This window comes from Sorangium sp. So ce381 (assembly GCF_051473845.1).
GTDB lineage: Bacteria > Myxococcota_A > Polyangia > Polyangiales > Polyangiaceae > Sorangium > Sorangium atrum.
This window is the reverse complement of sequence record NZ_CP150336.1, coordinates 6,027,817-6,050,276: the sequence shown is the minus strand read 5'-3', so window position 1 is coordinate 6,050,276 and position 22,460 is coordinate 6,027,817. Positions and strand designations below refer to the sequence as shown.

Annotated in this window: 2 protein-coding genes (both only partly in view); both read left to right on the top strand. The window is 73.2% G+C overall.

From position 1 onward, the window contains the following. Positions 1-10,826: the 3' portion of an SDR family NAD(P)-dependent oxidoreductase gene (locus WMF29_RS22485; protein ID WP_437330798.1), read on the top strand. 6,592 nt of this gene lie to the left of the window's left edge; 10,826 of the gene's 17,418 nt are visible here — the last part of the coding sequence; its start codon lies off the left edge, out of view; it ends in the stop codon at positions 10,824-10,826. Continuing rightward, on the top strand, positions 10,826-22,460 hold the 5' portion of the coding sequence (locus tag WMF29_RS22480; protein WP_437330797.1) for an SDR family NAD(P)-dependent oxidoreductase. It continues 13,601 nt past the right edge of the window; only the first 11,635 of its 25,236 coding nucleotides appear in the window; its start codon is at positions 10,826-10,828; its stop codon lies off the right edge, out of view. Before WMF29_RS22485 ends, WMF29_RS22480 begins: the two co-directional genes overlap by 1 nt.

Below are 22,460 nucleotides of genomic sequence, written 5' to 3'. Positions count from 1 at the left end.
GCGGGGTGAACGTCATCGTCAGTCCCACGCTCTACATCTCGCTGAGCAAGGCCGGCATGCTCTCCCCGGACGGGCGCTGCAAGACCTTCGACAAGGACGCAGACGGCTACGTCCGCAGCGAGGGCGCCGGGATGCTCCTGCTCAAGCGCCTGTCCAGGGCCCTCGAGGACGGCGATCCCATCCACGGCATCCTCCGGGGGCATGCGGTCAACCACGGGGGCAGGGTCAACACCCTGACGACTCCGAACCCGAGCGCGCAGGCGGCGCTCGTGGCCGAGGCCTGGCGGCGAGCGGGCGTGGACCCCGCCACCGTGAGCTACATCGAGACACACGGCACCGGGACCAAGCTGGGCGATCCCATCGAGATCGAAGCGCTCAAGAAGGCGTTCGAGGCGCTGTTCGCCCAGCAGGGCGCCGCCGCGCCCGACGCGCCGTTCTGCGCGCTCGGCTCGATCAAGACGAACATCGGCCACCTGGAGACCGCGGCGGGCATCGCCGGGCTCATCAAGATCCTGCTGGCGATGAAGCACAAAAAGCTCCCGGGAAACCTGCACTTCCGGGAGCTGAACCCCTACATCCGCCTGGAAGGATCGCCCTTCTTCGTCCTGGATCGGACCGTGCCGTGGGACCCGATCGAGGGCGCGCCGCGACGCGCGGGCATCAGCTCCTTCGGCTTCGGCGGCGTCAACGCCCACGTCGTGGTCGAGGACTTCGAGGCCAGCGAGGCGCGGCCCGGCGCCGCGGCGGTGGACGCGCGCGCTCCTCGCGTCGTGGTGCTCTCCGCCAGATCCGAGGAGAGGCTCAGGGCGCAAGCCGCCCAGCTCTGCGAGCACCTGCGCCGGGTCCCCTTCGGCGCGGAGCCCGAGGTGTCCCGCGATCTCGCCGATCTCGCCGATCTCGTGGGCCGGGATCTCCTGCTGATGGCCGCCGGGGTCCTGCGCCACGAGCCGGACGACATCGAGCCCGAGGGCGACCTGCTGGAAATCGGCTTCGATCACGTGGGCCTCTCGGTCTTCACCTCCCGCATCAACGAGCGATACCACCTGCACCTCACCCCCCACGGGCTCGGCGCGCACCACTCGCTCCGCGCCCTGGCGCAGCACCTCTGCCAGAGCTTCGAGGCGCCGCTGCGCGACTGCTATCAGGCCGCGCGCGCGCCCTCGCTGCCTTCGCCCGCCGCGGGCCCGATCGCGCTCGCCGATCTGGCCTACACGCTCCAGGTGGGCCGCGAGCCCATGAACGCGCGCCTCGCGGTGGTCGCCTCGGACATTGCGGAGCTCTCGGACAAGCTGGGCCTGTTCGTCTCGGGCCGCGATCGCATCGAGGGGCTCTTCCACGGGAGCGTCCGGGGGAGAGACGACGACCTGCTGCACCTCGTCTCCGGCACGGAGGGCCGCGCTTTCCTCGACGCGATCCTCGCGAGCCAGAACCTGGCCAAGCTCGCCCGGCTCTGGGTCCTCGGCGCCGAGGTGGACTGGGAGATGCTGTATTCGCCAGGCGAGGCGCCGCGGCGCATCTCCCTGCCTGGCTACGCGTTCGCGCGGGACCGACACTGGTTCTCGCCGCCCGAGGCGCCCGCCGCGCGGGCGCGCGACGACCGGGCCACGATCCTCGACGACAGCAGGCGGGGGGACGCCCGGCTCGACGGCATCTCCGTCACGGAGAGCGAGCGCGCCGCGGGCACGGCGCGGGGCGATAGCATGCTCTTCGTCCCCCGCTGGGTCCCCCGCGCCCTTCCGGCGCCGGCGGCCGGCTCACCCGCGCCGTGGGCAGAGCGGACCCTGGTGCTCTATACACAGGACGGCGCGCCTCTGAAGGAGGCGCTCGTCGAGCTGCTCGGGCGCGATCGGGTGGTGGCGCGGAGGATCGAGGGCGGCCGCGGCCGGACGGGCGAGGGGCCTCTCGAGCTCGCGATGCCCGGCGAGGCGTTCAGCGCGGTGATCTTCCTGGGCGGCGTTCGCGCTCGGCCGTGGGATGTCGAGGACGCCCAGGCGCTCGAGGAGGGCCTCGAGCACGGCGCCTTCGCCCTGCTGCACCTGGTCCGCGAGCTTGCGGCCCGGCGCGCAGTCGACCGGCCGCGCCGGTTGTGCGTCGTGGCCAGCGACGTTTACCCGGTGCTGCCCGGGGCTCACACCAACCCGGCCGGGGCGACGCTCTACGGGCTCTGCCGGGTGCTCGCGCACGAGCTTCCCGAGCTCATGGTGAGCTGCCTCGATCTCGGTCTCGACGATCAGGGCGGCGCGGCGGAGAGCCGCGCGCTCCTCGGCCTCGCGCGCGCCGTGCTCGACGAGCCGCCGCACCCGGACGGGGCGGTCACGGCGATCCGCCGCGGGCAGCGTTACTGCCGCGTCATCGCGCCGGCGCTGCTGTCGGAGCCGGCCGCGGACGCGCCGACGCTGAGGCCCCGGGGGACGTACCTGATCCTGGGCGGCGCAGGGCGCCTCGGGGTCGATGTCAGCCGCTTCCTGGCCAGGAAGCTCCAGGCCCGCCTTGTGTGGGTGGGCCGCTCGCCGCTCGACGCGGGCATCCAGGCGAAGATCGCCGCGGTAGAAGCCGAGGGCGGCGAGGTGCTGTACGCCCAGGCCGACGCCGCCGATCCGGCCGCGCTGCGCGCCGCCGTCGCCCACGCCAGGGCCCGCTTCGGCGCCGTGAACGGGGCCTTCCATTCGGCCCTTTCCTACCAGGGCGCGCCGCTCGCCTCGATGGATGCGGACACCTTCGCCCGCGTCCTCTCTCCCAAGGTGCAGGGCAGCGTCGCGCTCTACCGGGCCCTCGCGGACGAGCCGCTGGACTTCCTTGTCTTCTTCTCGTCGATCCAGTCGTTCACCGGCGACAAATCGCAGAGCAACTACGCGGCCGGGTGCGCCTTCAAGGACGCCTTCGCCGATCACCTCCGCGCGCGCGCGCCCTTCCCCGTGAAGACCATCAACTGGGGATACTGGCAGTCCGGCGACGAGGAGTACGACAGGCGGCTCGTGACCCTGGGATACCAGGCCATGCCGCCCGAGGCGGGGATGGAGGCCCTCCTGCGGGTCCTCTCCAGCCCGGTCCATCAGGCGCTCGCCGTGAAGGCCGACGACGACGTGCTCGCCGCCATGGGCGTCGATCTGGGGCACGAGGTGATCCTCCTGCCTCGCCGCTACCCGGCGCTCCTCTCGACCACGCCCGCGATGGGCGCGGCGCCCGCGGCGGAGGAGGTAGGCCGCGCCCTGAAGGCGCTCGACGAGCTCGAGCGCTGGGGGCGCCGCGCGCTGGCGCGGCAGCTCGGCGCCATGGGGCTCTTCCGCGCCGAGGGACGCTCCATCGACCGCGAGGCGCTGCGGGAGCACCTCGGCATCCTGCCCAGGCACGGCCGCTTCTTCGAGGCCGCGCTCGGCCTGCTCGCGCGCGAAGGTGTGGTCCGGGTCGAGGGCGATCGCGTGACGGTCGGCGCCGCGCCTGCCTTCGCCGTGGAGGCCCCGGGCGCGCCGAGCGGACCGGCCTTCTCCGGGATCGGCGCGCACGTCGCGCTGCTCTCGACCTGCCTCCAGCATCTGCCCGCGATCCTCGCCGGCGAGGCGCTCGCCACCGAGCTCCTGTTCTCGGGCGGCTCGATGGCGCGCGTCGAGGGGATCTACCGGAACAACCCGGTCGCCGATCACTTCAACCGCCTCGTCGCCCGCCGGGTGGTCGAGATCGTCCGGGCTCGGCTCGCGCACCTCGGCGAGGGCGAGACCCTCGATCTGCTCGAGATCGGCGCGGGCACCGGCGGCACGAGCGCGGTCGTGCTGGAGGCGCTGGCGCCGTTCGCGAGCAGGATCCGCTACGTGTACACCGACGTCTCGCGCGCTTTCCTCCGCCATGGAGAGCAGACCTTCGGGCAGGCGCACTCCTTCGTGGCGTTCGAGCGCCTCGACATCGAGCGAGACCCCGGGGAGCAGGGGTTCTCGCCCGGCTCCTTCGACGTGATCCTCGCGACCAACGTGCTCCACGCGACGCGGAGCATGCGGGCGACGATCACCCGCGTGAAGCGGCTCCTGCGCGCGCACGGCTGGCTGATCGTCAACGAGCAGACCGCAGTCCAGGACTACAACACGCTCACCTTCGGCCTGCTGGACGGCTGGTGGCTGTCCGAGGACAGCGAGCTGCGCGTGCCCGGATCGCCGCTGCTGGACGCCGAGGGGTGGCGCGGGCTGCTCGCTGGCCTGGGCTTCGAGCGGATCGGGATCGAGTCGACGTCGATCGAGGGGCTGCGCCCCACCCAGCACGTCATCACCGCCGAGAGCGACGGCTGGGTGCTCGGCGAGGCGCGCCGCCCGGCGAGCGGGCAGCTCGGCGCGCGCGAGCGCTCGGAGCCGGCCGCCTCCGAGCGAGGCGCTCGGCCCGTCGAGGCCACGAGCGCCGCGCCGACGGGGCGCCTCGCGGGCGCGCGGAGCGGCGAGGCGGTCAAGGAGCGCATCGCCCATCGCGTCGCCGCCGAGGTCGCGCTCGCCCTGGGATCCACCGTCGCCGAGGTGCCCACGAGCGCTCCCTTCGTGGAGTACGGCGTGGACTCCATCATCGGCGTGGATCTCGTCAACCGCCTCAACGGGGCGTTCGGGACCGCGCTGCGGACCACGGTGCTCTACGACTACCCCGACGTGAACGCCCTGTCCGAGCTCCTGTGGCAGGAGCACGGAGGGGCGATCGCCGCGCGATGGACCGAGGTCGCTCGCCTCGACGGCGAACCGCCGGCGCGCCTCCCCGAGGAGCAGGCGCCACGCCGCTCGGCGGACGATCTGTTCCGGCACGGGCCCTCACGGCGCGATGTGCCGGCGCCCGCGCCTGCGTCCGCGTCCACGTCCACGTCCGCAGCGCGCTCCCTCGCTGCGCCGGCCATGTTCACGCAGGCCGATGACGGCGCGGCGGTCGGCCCCGCGCCCCGGGTCGTCAGCACGGACATCGCCATCATCGGCATGTCGGGGCGGTTCCCCGGCGCGAACGGCCTGGATGCCTACTGGCAGAACCTCGCTGCCGGCGTCTGCTCCGTGACCGAGGTCCCCAGGGACCGCTGGGATCCGGCCGTCTTCTACGACCCCGATCCCCGCGACGTCGACAAGACCTACTCGAAATGGGGAGGCTTCCTCGAGGACATCGACAGCTTCGACGCCTCGTTCTTCAACATCTCTGGCAAGGAGGCCGATCTCTCCGATCCGCAGCAGCGTCTGTTCTTGCAGGAGGCGTTTCACGCCCTCGAGGACGCGGGGTATGTCGACGCCTCGGTGTCCGAGACCCGCTGCGGGGTCTTCGTGGGCGCGGACCGCGGCGAGTACCTCAGCCTGCTGCGCGACGAGGGGGCCCGGCGAGAGGGGCAGTGCGTCTGGGGCAACGACGTCTCGGTCCTGGCCTCGCGGATCTCGTACTTCCTCGATCTCAAGGGGCCAGCGCTGGCCGTGCACACCGCGTGCTCGTCCTCCCTGGTGGCCGTGCATCTGGCCTGCCGCGCCCTGATGGACGGCGACTGCGACATGGCCCTCGCCGGCGGGATCTTCGTCAACCTCACGGCCGACTGGTTCATCCTCTGGAGCAGCGGCAGCATGCTGTCGCCCGCGGGCGAGTGCCGCGCCTTCGACAACCGCGCCGACGGCTTCGTGCCCGGGGAAGGGGTCGGCGTGGTGGTCATGAAGCCGCTCCACGCCGCGCTGCGCGACGGCGATCGCATCCTGGGGATCATCAAGGGATCGGGCGTCAACCAGGACGGCCGCACCAACGGCATCAGCGCGCCGAGCACGCTGTCCCAGACCGAGCTCGAGGTCTCTGTCTACGAGCGCTCCGGCGTGAGCCCCGCGACCGTCGGCTACGTGGAGGCCCACGGGACCGGCACGAAGCTGGGAGACCCGATCGAGGTGGAGGCGCTCACCCGGGCGTTCCGCCGGTTCACCGACGAGCGGCAGTACTGCGCGATCGGCTCGGTGAAGACCAACATCGGGCACGCGGCCACGGCCGCAGGCATGGCCGGGCTCCTCAAGATCCTGCTCGCGATGCAGCACGGGGAGATCCCCCCGTCGCTGCACTTCCGCGAGGCGAACGAGCACATCGATTTCGCGAGCAGCCCGTTCTTCGTGAGCGCCGCGCGCACAGCGTGGCGGCCGATCGGCGGCGCCCCGCGCCGGGCGGCGATCAGCGCCTTCGGCATCGGCGGCACCAACGCCCACCTGGTCCTGGAAGAGCCGCCCGCGCGCGATCGAGCGCCGATCCGGGCGGCATGGCCCTGGTACCCCGTCGTCCTGTCGGCGAGAACCGAGGACGCGTTGCATCGCAAGATCGCCGATCTCGACCGCTGGCTCGAGCAGGGCGGCGCGGACAGCGATCTGGGAGACGTCGCGTACACGCTGGTCGCGGGGAAGCCGCAGTTCAAGCACCGCGCGGTCTTCGTCGCTTCCGACGGCCGCGGCCTGCTCGAGTCCACCCGGGCCGCGCTGCGCGAGGGCGCCGCGGAGGGCTTCGTGTCCCCGCGGAGCACGGCGCAGCCCGCTGCGCCGCAGGAGAGCGGCGGCCGGCTCGTCGGCGAGCTGCGGGAGGCGCGGGCGCTGCCTCCGCAGAGCGTCCGCGAGAAGCTCCTCGCCCTCGCCGAGCTCTGGGTCGGCGGCGGCGCGGTGGACTGGAAGGCGCTCCTCGGCGAGGGGAGCTACCAGCGGCTCTCGCTGCCGACCTATCCGTTCGCCCAGGAACGCCACTGGTTCACGGCGAGAGGCGCCGGCCTGTCCCCCCGCTCCGGTCCGCTGCACCCGCTCCTCGACGCGCTCGAGCTGTCCGAGAGCCTCGGCGAGGGGCTTTCCTATGTCAAAGACATCTCGGGCGCCGCCGGCGTGGACCTTCGCCTCGCCGGCCAGACGCTCCTCTGCCCCTTCGCGCTCCTGGAGATGGCGCGGGTGGCGCTGGAGCACGCGCGCCCCGGCAGCGGCAGCGGCCTGCGCGCCGTGAGCTGGGGGGACCTGCCGCCGCTCCACGGCGGCGTGCACCGGCTCCGCGTGGCGCTGCACCGCCAGGACGGGGGCCTCGCGTTCCGCATCCAGGCGGACGGGAAGGAAGGCGACCTGCTCTCCGGCCAGGGCGCCGTGGACGCCCCCGGCGAGGGCACCGGCGGCGAGATCGCGATCGCGTCGGTCATCGCCCGCTGCCCGAGGCGCCTCGATGGAGAGGCCTTCCATGCGTCGCTCGAGCCCCGCGGGCTGTACGAGCAGGCCGAGCGGCGCGTGATCCAGGTCGTGCACGTCGGCGACGGCGAGGCGCTGGCCCGCTACGAGCTGCCTCGCTCGGCCGCCCGGGAGCCGGCCAGGATCTGGCTGCATCCGGCCCTGCTGACCGGCGCCCTTCACGTGGCCGCCTCTCTGGAAGAGGACCGGATCGAGGCGAGCGTGCCTGCGTCGCTCGCCGGTGTGGAGGTGAGCCGGGCGCCGCGGGGCAGCGGCTTCCTCTATGCGAGGAAGATCGCCGAGGGGCGCTACCACCTCGCGATCCTGGACGAGGAGGGCCAGGTCTGCGCGAAGCTGCAGGAGCTGCGCACCCGGCCCCTCCGGCGAGGCGCGCGCTGCGCGCTCTTCCTGCCGCGCTGGGTGGCTGCTCCGAGCCGCGCCGGCGAGGGCTCTCGGCCGGATGCCGGCGGCCGTGACGCGGGCAGGACCGTCGTCGTTGTCTACCCACCGGCAGAGCAGGCCCTCGCCTCGGCGCTGACCGAGGTCTACGGCGGGGAGCGCGTGCTCGCCGTGCGCCTCGGGTCACGGACACGCCGCCTCGACGCGCGGAGCTGGGAGGTCGACACGGCCGACCCCGGCGCCTGGGAGCAACCCCTGCGCGACGCCTCGCTCGTCTCCACGCTTCATTTCCTGGGCGGGATCTCCCGGGATGAGGCGAACCTCCACGACGGCGAAGCGCTGGATCGCTGCCTGAACCAGGGGCTCTTCGCCCTGTTCCGCCTCGTCAAGGCGATGAGCCGGGCAGGGCTCATGCTCGCTCCGCTGCGCTTCCAGGTGGTCACGAGCCGCGCCTTCCCCGTGCTCCCGGGCGAGGTCAACGCGCTCTACGGCGGGGCCTTGCTGGGATGGAGCCGGTCGCTGGCCGGAGAGTACCCGGGGGTCCGCGTCGAGTACGTCGACCTCGACCTCGGCGAGGCCGGCGAGCCGCTCACGGGCGCGGCACGCGAGGCCGTCCTCGGCGCCCTGATGGACGGGAGCGCGGAGGTCGCCGCCTGGCGCGGCGGGCAGCGGTTCGTGCCGACCATCGAGCCGCTGAGCGTGCCCGCGAACGAGCGATCCGCCTTCAGGCCCGGCGGCGTGTACCTCATCGTGGGTGGGGCCGGCGGCATCGGCCACACCCTGGGGTTGCACCTGGCCCGGCGGTACAAGGCCAGGCTCATCCTGATCGGCCGCCGGCCGGAGGATGAGGAGATCCGCGGCAAGGTGAGGCGGATCGAGGCCCTCGGCGGCGCGGCCCTCTACCTCCGCGCCGACGTGGCCGATCCGGTCGCCCTGCGCGCTGCCGTCGACGCGGGCAAGGCCCGCTTCGGAGCCCTCCATGGCGTCGTTCACTCGGCCCTCCGGCTCGAGGACAGGACCATCGAGCGCATGGACGAGGCGACCTTGCGGGCGGCCCTCGCGCCCAAGGTGCAGGGCAGCCAGGTCCTCTGCGCGGTCACGCGCGGAGAGCCGCTCGATTTCATCCTCTTCTTCTCCTCGGCCCAGTCGCAGGCGAGCCGCCCGGGTCAGAGCAACTACGCTGCGGCCAGCACGTTCCAGGATGCCTTCGCCCTGGGCCTCGCGCGCCGGCTGGACACCGCGGTCAAGGTCCTCAACTGGGGCTACTGGGGCAGCGTCGGCGTGGTCGCCGATGACCGCCACCGCGAGCGATTCGCCGCGATGGGGATCGGATCCATCGAGCCCGACGAGGGTATGGCCGCGGTCGAGCAGGCCCTGACCGTCCGGGTGGAGCGCGTCATGCCCATCAAGGCAGAGCCGCACGCGTTGGTGGAGCTCGGGTGCGATCTGGGCCGGCAGTGCCAGCACTACCCCGAGAGCGGGCTGCCCGTGCTCCAGCACGCCAGGCGCAGCATCGGAGCGCCCCCCGCTCCCGCGGGCGCGCTGCTCGCGTTCCACGACGGCTTCGGCGAGCTCGTCCGCCTCGGGCAGCGATGCTTGCTCGCAGCCTTCCAGCGGCTCGGCGTGTTCCGGGCGTCTGGCGAGCGGTACGAGCTCGCGGCGCTGAAGGCAGCGCTCCGCATCGCGCCGGCCCACGAACGGCTGTTCCCGGTCCTGCTCGCCCACCTGGCCGAGGCGGGCTGGCTCGAGCTTGACGGCGGCGGGAGCCGGATCACGGTCCGCAGCGCCCCCCGCGTCGAGCGCGCCTCGCTGGAGCACGAGAAGGAGCGCCTGCTCGCGAGACGCCCGGAGATCCGGCGCCACGCCGAGCTCTTGTGGTTATGCCTGGAGCGGTATCCCGACGTGCTGACGGGGGCCGTCGCCGCGACCGACGTGATGTTCCCCGGCGCGTCGATGGAGAAGGTCGAGGGGGTCCACAAGGGAAACGTCCTGACGGACTACGTCAACCGGCGTGTCGTCGACGTGGTGCTCGCCTATGTCCGCGAGCGCTCGCCGCTGCTCGGCGGGGACGAGAGGATCCAGGTACTGGAGATCGGGGCCGGCACCGGGGGCACGAGCGAGCCTGTCCTCGAGGCGCTCGCGCCGTACGCGAGCAAGGTCCGCTACGTCTACACCGACGTCTCCCGGGCGTTCACGCGGCATGGCGCCGACGCCTACGGCCCCGCGTACCCCTTCGCGACGTTCGCGCTGCTCGACGTGGAGCGGCCCGTCGAGCAGCAGGGCTTCTCGCCGGCGAGCTTCGACCTGGTGCTGGCCAGCAACGTGCTGCACGCGACAGCAGCGCTGCGTGTCGCGCTGACGAACGCCAAGGCGCTCCTCAAGGCCGGCGGCTGGCTGGTGCTGAACGAGGTGACCGAGAACCACCCGTTCAACATGCTCACCTTCGGCCTGCTGAAGGGCTGGTGGCTGTTCGACGACGCCACGCGGCGGCTGCCGGCGTCTCCGCTGCTGAGCGCCCCGATGTGGGAGCAGCTCCTGCGCGAGGAGGGCTTCACGACGCCCGTGAGCCTCGGGCCGCCCGGCGGCATGGTCCTCGGCTTCTCCCAGCACGTCATCGTGGCGCAGAGCGACGGCGTGGTGAGCCTGCCGCGCCGAGCAGCGGAGGGGGCGGAGGCGGAGCAGACGGCGAACGCCCGGGCCCCCGGAAGGGTCGAGCAGGCCCCCGGAGGGGCCGAGCCGGACGCGCCGCATGGCCGCCACGCGAACGGCGACGGCGCCGCGCCGCCTCGCTGGCAGGGCCCGCCGGAGGCCGGCAAGCCCGAGGAGCGCGCCGCGCAGATCGGGCGGGACGTGGAGCGCGCCATCGTCGTTTGCCTCGGGGAGGTCCTGCAGACCGACAGGCAGCGCATCGACCGCGACGCTCCGTTCACGGAGCTCGGCGTCGACTCGCTGCTGTCCATCCGCATCGTGGACCGCATCAACAAGCAGCTCGGGATCACGCTCCGCACGACGGACGCGTACAGCTATCCGTCGGTTCGCGAGCTGGCCGGCCATGTCCTCTCGAGCTTCGCCGCCGACGTCCGCCTGCCCGGAGCCGCGAAGATCGATACGGCGGCGCTCTTCGGCGACGGCGCGGCGCCGGCGCCGACGCCGGTCGACGAGCCGCGAGGCGGCGAGCCGGAGGGGGACGAGCCCCTGTGGCGCCTGCTCCGCGGCGTGGAGAGCGGCGCGCTCGATGTGAACGAGGCCTGCCGCCTCTTGGAGCTCCCGTGATGAAACGCGACCCCAGGGTGATCTTCGAGCAGCTGAAGAACGGGCAGATCTCGAGGGCCGAGGCGCATCGCCTGCTCAAGGCGCGCTCCGACGGCCGGGAGCAGGAGGCCACGGGCCCCGGCGCCGAGGAGGGCGCGGCCGCCGAGGCGCGCGCCCCGTCCGCGCCGCCTCCGCAGCCTGCTTCTTCCGATTCCGATGCCGGCGTCGAGGTCGCCGTGGTGGGCATGGCCGCCACGTTTGCCGGGGCGGCGGACGTGGACGCCTTCTGGCGCAACCTCGTCGAGGGGCGAAGCTCCATCCGCGAGATCCCCGAGCCGCGCCGGAGCCACGCCGGCTTCCGTGATCCCGACCCGTTCGACGCCTCGGGCCGGAGGCGGCGCGCGGGGTTCATCGACGACGTCGGCGGCTTCGACCCGCTCTTCTTCAACATCTCGCCCCTGGAGGCCGAGTTCATGGAGCCCCAGCAGCGCCTCTTCCTCCAGGCCGCGTGGCACGCGCTGGAGGACGCGGGCTGCTCTCCGGAGCGGCTGCGGGGCCGGCGCTGCGGCGTCTTCGTGGGGTGCTCCGCCGACAGCGGCTATCTGCATCTCGTCGAGCAGAGCAGCGCGAACGCTTACCAGCTCATGGGCATCGCGACGTCGATCCTGGCCTCGCGGCTGGCCTACTTCCTCGACTGGAAGGGGCCGGCCGTGGCCGTCGACACCGCCTGCTCGTCCTCGCTGACGGCCCTTCACATGGCGTTTCGCAGCATCCGCGAGGGGGAGAGCGAGCTCGCCGTCGTGGGCGGGGTGGCCGCGTTCTCGACGGCGGTCATTTACGATCTCCTGGGCAAGGCGGGGATGCTCTCGCCCGACCGGCAGTGCAAGGCCTTCGACAGGAGGGCCGACGGCTTCGTCCCCGGCGAGGGCGTCGGCGTCGTCGTGCTCAAGCCCCTCGAGGCCGCCCTCGCGGACGGCAACCCCGTCTACGGGGTGATCAAGGGGATCGGCGTCAATCAGGACGGGAAGACCAACGGCATCACCGCGCCCAGCGCAGCGTCCCAGGCCGAGCTGATCCGCCGCGTCTACACCGAGTTCCGGATCGATCCCGAGGCGATAGGCTACGTGGAGGCTCACGGCACCGGGACCAAGCTCGGCGATCCCATCGAGTGCGACGCGCTCACCGACGCGTTCCGGAGCTTCACCGCGAAGCGCAGCTACTGCGCGCTCGGCTCGGTGAAGACGAACATCGGCCACACGCTGGCCGCGGCCGGGATCGCCTCGCTCATCAAGGTCCTGCGCTGCCTCGATCGAAAGCAGCTCGTACCCTCTCTCCACGTCGAGGCGATCAACCCGCATATCGCGCTCGACGAGAGTCCATTCTACATCAGCACGGAGCACAGGGACTGGGATGCTCCTCCAGGCCGGCCCCGCATGGCGGCGCTGTCGTCCTTCGGCTTCAGCGGCACCAACGTCCATGCGGTCATCGCCGAAGGGCCGAGCGCGCCGCCGCGCAGGGCGCGGAGCCGCCCTCGCTATTTCCTCCCCGTGTCGGCCAAGAACCAGGCCGCGCTGGCGGCGAAGATCCGCGATCTCGCCCGGTGGGAGGGCCTGTCGCGCGTCGATCTCGGAGACCTGTGCGCGACGGCGCTCCTCGGGCGCGCCCATTTCCCGCTCCGCGCCGCGTTCCTGTTCTCCGGCAGGGACGAGCTGGTCCGCGGCCTGCAAGCCGTGGCAGCCGGTGAGCCGTGGCCCGGATACGAGGTCTGCGATCTGAAGGAAGACCCGTGCGAGCCGGAGCCGGAGCGGCTCCAGCGCGGCCGCGTCCTGCTGGCGTCGCTGTCGGGGACCTCCGTGGACCCGGAACACTACGCAGAGGCCCTGGCCGAGGTGGCGGCGCTCTACCTCCAGGACTTCCCGCTGGACTTCGGGCAGCTCTACGCCGGCGAGCCTCACCGCGTCGTGCCGCTCCCGCTCACGCCGTTCGCGAAGAAACACTACTGGCCTCCTGTCCCGGCAAGCCCCGGCGCCGCGGGCGGAGCCCGCGCCGGGTCCAGGGCCATGATCCTCGAGAAGAACTGGCGCCCCAGTCCACCCACGATGCCTGCGAGCGACGGGATCAACTGGATCAATGCCGTCAATGTGATCAACGGCGTCCATGGGATCGGCGCGGTGCCCGGCGCGGGCACCCGTCCTTCCGGTCCCGCGGCCGGCGGGCGGGTGATCGTGCTCTCGACGCCGGAGACGGCGTCCCTGGTCGAGCCCCTCCCCGCGCGCTTCCCGGACCTCCTTCCGGTGCGCTTCGGCCGCCCGGGGCAGGACGTGTGGGACGTGGACTCCGCCGTATCCGCGGCGCGAGAGGCGCTCCGGCAGAGCCCCTCAATCGAGGGGATCGTGGACCTCACCGACGCTGGCGCGGCGGAGGTGGGCGACGTCGCGGAGGTCGCGCCGAAGCTCGCCTTCGCCGGCGAGATCCTCGCCGAGCGCGTTCACCGCGACCTCTTCTACGTGCACCTGACCCGGGGCCTCGCCGGCGTCTCCGGGCGGCCCAGCCGCAAGGCGGGCGCGCTGTTCTCCGGGCTGGTCCGCGCCCTCGCGGCGGAGCACCGCCGGTTCCGGGCGCGGACCGTGGACGTGGAGCCGGACGCGGCGCCCGAGGTGATCGCGGAGCGCGCGCTCCGGGAAGCGGGTGAGCCCGGTCCGGAGGTCGAGATCGCTTATCGGGACGGCCAGCGCCTCGCGCCCCGGCTCGAGCCGATCGCCGGCGGCGGGCGCGCGCGCGCTCCGCTCGCCTGCGATCCTCGCAAGGTCTACGTGATCACCGGCGCCACCGGAGGGATTGGCCAGCTCCTCGCCGGCTTCCTCGTCGACCGGGGGGCGCGGCGGCTCGTGCTGATGGGCTATCGCCCGCTGCCGCCGCGCGACCAGTGGGAGCGAGTGGCCGGCGATCCCGGCGCCGATCCGAGGGTTCGCCGCGCCCTGCAGCACGTACTCGATCTCGAGGCGCGGGGCGCCCGCGTGATCTCCTGGTCGGGCTCCCTCGTCGACGAGCGCCGCCTGGAGGAGCTCTTCGCGGGCGTGCGGCGCGATCTCGGCCCCATCGGCGGTGTACTCCACGCGGCCGGGCTGGCGCCGTCGAGCAACGTCGCCTTCATCCAGAAGCCGCTCCCGGACTTCCTCCGTATCCTCGAGCCCAAGGTCCAGGGGCTCGAGGTCCTTCACCGCCTGTTCTCCCGGGACGCGCTCGACTTCTTCGTGCTGTTCTCCTCGGTCGCCGGGGTGCTCCCCGCGCTGGGCGCCGGCCTGAGCGATTACGCCACCGCCAACGCGTTCATGGACCACTTCGCCGCGCTCCATGGCGCCCCCTACCTGGCCCTGAGCTGGCCTGTCTGGGAGGGCGTGGGCCTGGGCGAGCACACGAGCCCCATCTACCGGCAGCTCGGGTTCCTGCCCCACGCCGAGGCGCAGGGGCTCGAGCTCCTGGAGCAGGCCATGGCACACGAGGGGAGCGCCCATCTCGTCCCGTGCCTGGTCGATCCCGAGCGCTTCGATACGACCGTTCTGCTGCACGCGAGGCAAGGGAGTCACGCGCAGCAAGGCAATCACGCGCAGCAAGGCAATCACGCGCAGCAAGGCGATCCGGCGCGGCCGGCGAGCCCGCCGGTGTGCGAGGGCGCATCCACGGACGGCGTGTCGCGCGCGCTGGCCGGCCTCCGCGAGCTCTTCGCCCGCGAGCTCAAGCTGGCCGAGCACGAGCTGCACGACAACACCCGCTTCGAAGAGCTCGGCGTCGACTCCGTCCTGCTGATCGGGCTCATCGCCAAGGTCGAGAAGCGGGTGGGCTCCAAGATCGATCCCACGCTCTTCTTCGAGTACCCCACGCTCGCCCGCCTCGCCGCGCAGCTCGGATCCTCCTGGAAAGAGCCGGCCCCGGCGCCCTCGGCCGCCGCTCTCGCCGCCCGGCCGCCGGCCGCGTCCGCGTCTGCGGGGCATGCAGCGGCGGCGCCAGCGCGCCAGGGCTCCGCCACGCTGCAGTGGGTGCGCGGCCAGCTCGCCGGCCTCGTCAAGGTCCCCGAGGCAGAGCTCGACGCCAGCACGCCCATCGAGGAGCTCGGCATCGATCCCACCGTCCTGACGTCGCTGCGGCACCACATCGAGGCGTCGTTCGAGGTCGCCCTCGATCCGGCGCAGCTCTTCGAGCACCGGACGCTGGAGCGGCTGTGCGGCTGGCTGGACGAGGCCTGCCCTGCCATCACCCGCGCGATCTCCGCGGGTAGCTCGGGCGGCGCCGAGGGCGGTGGCCACGCAGGCGCGGCGCCCCGGGGCGCGAACGACAGCGCGCCCGTGCTTCAGGCGCGGTTGGAGAGCGCTGCCCCCGGCGCAGCGGGCGCCGCCGCAGCGCCGCGGCCGGATCGGATCGCCGTCATCGGGATGGCCTGCAACTTCCCCGGAGCCGCCGATCTGGACACCTACTGGCGCAACCTCGCGGCCGGGAAGAGCGGTATCGCGGAGGTCCCGCCGTCGCGCTGGCCGGTCGAGCGCTTTTACAGCGCCACGCTCGAGCCGGGGAAGAGCACCGGCAAGTGGGGTGGCTTCATCGAGGGGATCGAGCTCTTCGACCCGGAGCACTTCGGCTTCAAGCCGGAAGACGCGCCGTCGGTCGACCCGCTGATCCGTCAGGCCCTCCAGGTCGCGACGCAGGCGTTCCGCCACGCCGGGTACGAGAGGCGCGAGCTCGGCGGCCGTGCGATCGGGGTGTTCGTGGGCGGGCGGGTCGGCGACTACGGCGAGCGCATCCACACGGGCACGAAGAGCGTCATGGCCAGCACGGGCCAGAACTTCATCGCCGCCCACATCTCGCACGTCTTCGACCTCGCCGGCCCGAGCCTGCTCGTGGACACGGCCTGCTCGTCATCGCTCGTGGCGATTCACCTGGCCTGCCAGAGCCTCCTGTCGGGCGAGGTGGAGATGGCCCTGGCCGGCGGCGTGGACCTGCTCCTCGACGAGAAGCCTTATCTCCGGCTGAGCGAGAGTCAGGCGCTTTCGCCGGACGGGGTGTGCCGCGCGTTCGATGAAAAGGCGAGCGGGCTGGTGCCAGGGGAGGGCGCGGGCGCCGTGCTCCTCAAGCCCCTCGCGCAGGCCCTGGCCGACGGCGACCGGATCCTCGCCGTCATCGAGGCCACGGCCGTGAACAACGACGGTCGGACCATGGGGATCACCACGCCGAACCCCGACGCCCAGGCCAGGGTCGTCAGCGCGGCGCTGCGGCGGGCAGGGATCAGCGCGCGGGCGGTCACGTACGTGGAGACCCACGGCACAGGCACGATGATCGGCGACCCCATCGAGCTCAAGGCCCTCACGCGCGTGTTCCGCGAGGACACGGACGCGCGCGGCTACTGCGCGGTGGGGAGCATCAAGACGAACATCGGTCACCTGCTGAGCGCCGCGGGCATGGCCGGCTTCATCAAGGTGGTGCTCTCCCTCCAGAACCGGCAGATCCCGCCCACCCTGAACTGCGAGACGCCGAACCCGCGCTTTCGCTTCGCCGATTCGCCCTTCTTCCCCAACCTCCGCCTGCGCGAATGGGAACAAGGCGGCGACCTCGGACGCCACGCGGGAATCAGCGCCTTCGGCTTCGGCGGCACCAACGCGCATGTCATCGTCGGGGAGCTCGCGCCAGGGCTTGCCGAGGCGGGCCGGGCGCTCCGGCAGCCGCTCCCTCCTGTCCAGCTCAACCTCCGGCGCTTCTGGCTCGACAAGGTCGCGGCCGGCGCGGGCCCCGCGCTCGCCGCGCGCGGGACGGAGAGCGCAGCGCGTGTCGCCGAGCGCGAGACGCGCGAGCCGCTACCGCCGCTTCTCCGCGTCGAGGCGCGCGGCGCGCCGGCGTCGGAGGGGCAACTGCCGCCCTTCCGCGTGGTCATCACCAACGAGGATCCCATCGTCCGCGATCACCGCGTCCACGGCGTGCGGATCATGCCGGGGGTCACGTTCCTCGACCTGATCTGCCGGGCGCTGCAGTCGTGCGGACACGCGCTGGAGCGGGTGGAGCTGCGCAACGTCCTGTTCTCGAAGCCCCTCGTGACAGCGGACGCGTACGACCGCGACCTCGAGATCCGCTTCGAACGCGCGGGGGCCTTCTGGAAGGTGGCAGCGCGCTCGCGCAAGGTGAAGGGCGGCCGGATCGTCGAGGACGCCTGGGAAGAGCACTGCCAGTGCGAGGCGCACATCACGCGCGAGCCCCTCGCCGGGGCGCTCGATCCGGGCACCATCGAGCGCCGCGCCTCCCGGGTCGCCGATCTCGACGAGGCATACGCGTTCGCTCGCAGCGTCGATATCCGCCACGGCGTCTTCATGAAGAACCTGGGCGAGGTGTTCTTCGAGCCGGACGGCGTGCTGGCCCGGCTGGTGCTGAGCGAGTCGGCCCAGGCGTACCTGCCGCATTTCGCGTTCCACCCCGTCTTCCTGGACGGGGCCACGCTCGTCCCGGCGCTCTTCGTCAAGGAGGCGCAGCAGGCCGCGGACAAGCCCGCGGTGCCCATCTACATCCGGTCCTTCCGCGCCGCGAAGGCGCCCGGGCGCGCCTGCTACGTGCGCGTGCTCCGCCGCACCGCGGAGAACCTCCTCGGCGATCTGATGTACGTGGACCTGGACCTCCACGACGAGCAGGGCCAGCTGGTCGCCCGGCTGAGCAGGTTCGGGACGAAGCGGATCCGGTCGAGCGCGCTGATCACCCGGCTCCAGGGGGCCGGCCACGCAGGCGCGCCCGCGCTGCTCGCTGGCGAGGCCCCGCCGCCCGAGGCCCGCCCTCGCGAACACGCGCCGGACGCCGCGGCGGCGCTCAAGGCGCGCCTGCGGCAGCTCGTCGCCGGCCGGCTGGGGCGAGATCCAGAGAGCGTCCCGACGGAGCGCGGCTTCTATGAGCTGGGCCTCGAGTCCACCGATCTGCTCGATCTGGTCCGCGAGCTGGAGGCGCTCCTCGGTGAGCAGCTCTATCCCACGCTCCTGTTCGAGCACGCGACGATCGATGAGCTCGCCGCGTACCTCCGCCGCGCGCACCCGGACCGGCTCGCCGCGGCGCCGACCACGGCGAGCGCTGCGACGCCGCCGCCGGACGCCGCCGGCCCCGCGGGCGCGGCCGGCGCGCCCGACACGCCCGACACGCTCGTTGCGCTCGACACGCCCGGTTCCACCTTCGCGACGGCGCCCCTGGAGGACGCGCTGCGGCGCAAGATCGCCGGGCTGCTCGGGGTCCCGCCCGCGCAGGTCCGGTCCGACAGCGGCTTCTACGAGCTGGGCCTCGAGTCCACCGATCTGCTGAGCCTCGCGCGGGAGCTGGAGGCGCTCCTCGGCGAGCAGCTCTACCCGACCGTGCTGTTCGAGCACCCGACGATCGACGCGCTCGTCGCCCACCTGCGGCGGGAGTTCCCCGGCCGCTCGCTCGGCGCGCCCGAGACGCCCCGGTCCGCCGCGTCGGAGGCTGAGGAACAGACGCTCTTCCTGCGGCCGGAGTGGCGCGATGCGCCGCGGCGGACCGCGTCGAAGGAGCCGTTCGCGCCGGTCCTCCTCTTCGCCGATGATCCCGCGCTGCGGGCGCACCTCGAGCGGAAGCTCCGGGAGGCGACCGGCGGCGCCGGCGAGCCGAGCCCGGTCCTCCTGATCGAGCCAGGCCAGCGCTTCGAGGCCGTGGATCCGGCCACCTACCGCCTCGACTTCGGTCGCGAGGACGACGCCCTCGCGCTCCTCGGCGCGCTGGTCGAGCGCGGGCTCGCTCCGCGGACCGTCGTGGTGGTGGAGCCGAGCGCCCCGCCAGGCGAGGAGCCGAGCGCGCTCGAGGCGCTCTCGCGATCGAGCCTCTTCACGCTGCTATCCCTGGTCAAGGCGCTCGTCGCGCGGCGCCTCGGGCACGCGGTCCGCGTCCTCCATGTCCACGGCGAGATCGATGGCCTGTCCCGGCCGCTGCACGCCGCCGTGGCCGGCTTCGCGAGGACCGTCACCGCGGAGCTGCCGAGCTCCGTCTCGTGCCGGACCCTCTGCGTGGCCGCCCCGGCGAGGCTCTCGCCGTCCGAGCTCGCCGAGCTCCTCTGGCTGGAGATCGTTTATCCGGACACGGCCGCAGAGATCCGCCTCGCCGGCGGGCGTCGCGCTGCGCGGCAGTGGCGGGAGATCCCGCTCCCGCTCGCCGGGGAGGGCCCGCGCCCCGTCGACCAGGGCGTCTATGTGATCACGGGCGGCGCCGGCGGGCTCGGCTTCCTCTTCGCGACCTACCTCGCGCGCCATCATCGGGCGCGCCTGGTGCTGGCGGGCCGCTCCGAGCGGAGCGCGGACATCGACGCCCGGCTCGAGCAGCTCGCCGCGCTGGGCGGGCAGGCGATTTACGTCAGCGCCGACATCGCCGACCGCGCGCAGGTCGCCGCGCTCGTCGCCGCGGCCAGGGCGCGCTTCGGCCGGATCCACGGCGTGCTCCATGCCGCCGGCGTCCTCCGTGACGGCCTCGCTGTCACCCGGAGCCGCCAGGATTTCGAGGCCGTCGTCGCCCCGAAGGTCCTCGGCGCCGTCTTCCTGGACGAGGCGACCCGGGGCGATGCTCTCGATTTCCTGGTCCTGTTCTCGTCGACCGCCGCGATCGCCGCGAACCCCGGCCAGAGCGCGTACGCCTTTGCCAACACCTTCCTCGACCGGTTCGCCGAGGCGCGCGACCGCCTGCGCGCGCGCGGAGAGCGCTCCGGGAAGAGCCTGTCCATCGACTGGCCGCTCTGGAGAGACGGCGGCATGCGCGTGGATCCGCGCGTCGAGGCCCACCTGGCCAGGACCAAGGGGGTGCAGCCGCTGTCCGCGGAGGCCGGCATCCAGGCCTTCCTCGCGGGGCTCTCCTCCAGCGGCACGAGCTTCGCCGTCCTGCGGGGGCAGGCCGACAAGCTCCGCGCCGCCCTGGGAAGCGCGCTCACGCCCCGGGAAGAGACGCCCGCGAGCCCGCCCGCGGTGGTCCGCCCGCCCGCCGCGGCGACCGATCGCGATCCCGTGCGTGCGACGGCGGCGCGCGCGACGGCGACGCGCGCGCCGTCGTCGCGCGCGGCCTCTCCGCCGCGGGAGCGGGGCCCGGCGCCGCTCGACGTGGCCATCGTCGGCGTGAGCGGCCGCTACCCGATGGCGCCCGATCTCGATCGCTTCTGGGAGAACCTCGAGGCCGGCAGGGACTGCATCACCGAGATCCCCGCCGAGCGCTGGAACCACAGCGCCTTCTTCGCGGAGGGTTCGCCGGGCAAGGCGTACACGCGGTGGGGCGGCTTCCTCGACGACGTGGATCGCTTCGATCCGATGTTCTTCCACATCAACCCGCGCGACGCGGCGACGCTGGACCCGCAGGAGCGGCTGTTCCTGGAGATCGCCTGGCAAGCGCTGGAGGACGCCGGCTACACCCGGGCTCAGCTCGGCGGGAAGCGCGTCGGGGTCTTCGCCGGCGTGATGTGGGGACAGTACCAGCTCCACGGCGTTCCGCCTTCCGATCTCGGCCATCCGATCGCGCTGAGCTCGTCGTTCTCCTCCATCGCGAACCGCGTCTCGTACTTCTTCGACCTCAGCGGTCCGAGCATGGCCGTGGACACGATGTGCTCGTCCTCGCTGACCGCGATCCACCTGGCCTGCCAGAGCCTGGTCAGCGGGGAGAGCGAGCTCGCCCTGGCCGGCGGCGTCAACCTCACGCTCCACCCCAACAAGCACCTGTTCCTGAGCCAGGGTCACCTGGCCTCGCCCGACGGGCGTTGCCGCGCCTTCGGGGAGCACGCGAACGGCTACGTCCCCGGAGAGGGCGTGGGCGCCGTCCTCCTCAAGCCGCTCGGCCGAGCGATCGCGGACGGCGATCGCATCCACGCCGTCATCAAGGCGATCGCGATCAACCACGGCGGCCGGACCAGCGGCTACACGGTGCCGAGCCCCGCCGCCCAGGGCGCGCTCATCGAGGACGCGCTGCGACAGGCGGGGTGGCCTCCGGGCACGGTGACGTACGTCGAGGCGCATGGCACCGGGACCGCGCTGGGGGATCCCATCGAGATCGTCGGGCTCTCCCGGGCCTTCGGCCCCGCCGCGGGCGAAGCCGGGCGATGCGCGATCGGTTCGGTCAAATCCAACATCGGTCACCTGGAGTCGGCCGCGGGCATCGCCGGCCTCACCAAGGTGCTCCTGCAGATGAAGCGCCGGCAGGTGGCGCCCTCGCTGCATGCCGCGCGGCTGAACCCCCGCGCGCACCTCGATGGCTCCCCGTTCCGCGTCGCGCAGGAGCTCGCCCCCTGGCGCCCGGCCACGGACGCCGAGGGGCGGGCGTTGCCGCTCCGCGCCGGCGTCAGCTCGTTCGGCGCCGGCGGGGCCAACATCCACGTCCTGCTGGAGTCCCACGAGGACCCGGCGAGCGCCGCGCCCTCGCCGGGGAGCGACCCGGCCGGGGGCCAGGTGCTCATCCCGCTCTCCGCGCAGGACGAGGAGCGCCTCGCCGCTGTCGCCCGCCGCCTGCGCGACGCCATGACCAGGCGCGAGGAGGCCGGGCCCTCGCCCTCTGAGGAGCGCCGGTTCCTCGCCGACGCCGCCTACACCCTGCAGACCGGCCGCGAGGTGATGCCCGCGCGCCTCGCCCTGGTCGTGTCCTCGCGGCGCGAGCTCGTGGACGCGCTGGACCGCTTCCTGGCCGGCGAGGGCGGCGGCTTCGTCGCCGGGAGCGCCGCGGGCAACACGTCGCCGTGGATGGCGGCGATCAGCGGCGAGGACGCCGAGGTGCTCATCGAGCGCTGGCTGCACCAGGGCGCCCTCGACAAGCTGGCCAGGCTCTGGGTGACGGGCGTGGCCGTGGACTTCCACCGGCTGCCCGGGTCGCGGGGGCGGCGCAGGATCTCGCTGCCCGTCTACCCGTTCGCCGGGGAGCGCTACTGGGTGCCCGTCCCGGTTCCGCGGGAGCCCGGCCTGGTCGCGCCCTTGCACCCGCTCATCGATCGCGTCGTCCCGCGCCTCGGGGCCGGGGAGGTCGTGTTCCAGAGGACCCTGTGGCCCGAGGAGCCCATCGTCCGGGATCACCTGCTCCACGGCCGGCCGGCCCTCCCGGCCGCGGCCTACCTGGAGATGGCTCGAGCGGCGGCCGCGCTGGTCGAGGCGCCCGGCGCCGCGCCGGCGGCCGCGAGCACGGCGCCCACGTGGCCTGCGGACGTCGTGTTCCTCCAGCCGCTCTGGGTCGACCAGCCCGTGGACGTCCGCGTCGTGCTCACGGAGGCGAGCGGGAGGCGCTCCTTCGAGATCCGGAGCGAGGCCGGCGGCCGGCAGATCGTCCACGCGCGGGGCGCGCTGCTTCCGGCTGCCGTGGGGCCGGCGCCGGCGCGGCTGTCCGTGGCCCATGTCGAGGACGGAGCCCGGCTCTCCAGCGGCGAGGCGCTGCGCGCGCGCGCCCGCGCCGCGGGGCTCCACCACGGGCCCACCCTGCACTGCCTGAAGAGCGTCAGGATCAAGGGCGACGAGGTCCTCGGCGCGCTGGCGCTCGAGCCCGCCGCCGGGCCCGCGTTCCGGGAGGACCGCCGGGTCGTGCTGCATCCCTGCCTGGTGGATGCGGCGTTCCAGGCGCTGACCGGCCTCCTGGACGAGGGCGGGGAGGGCGCCGGCCGGACGCTGGTGCCCTTCTCGG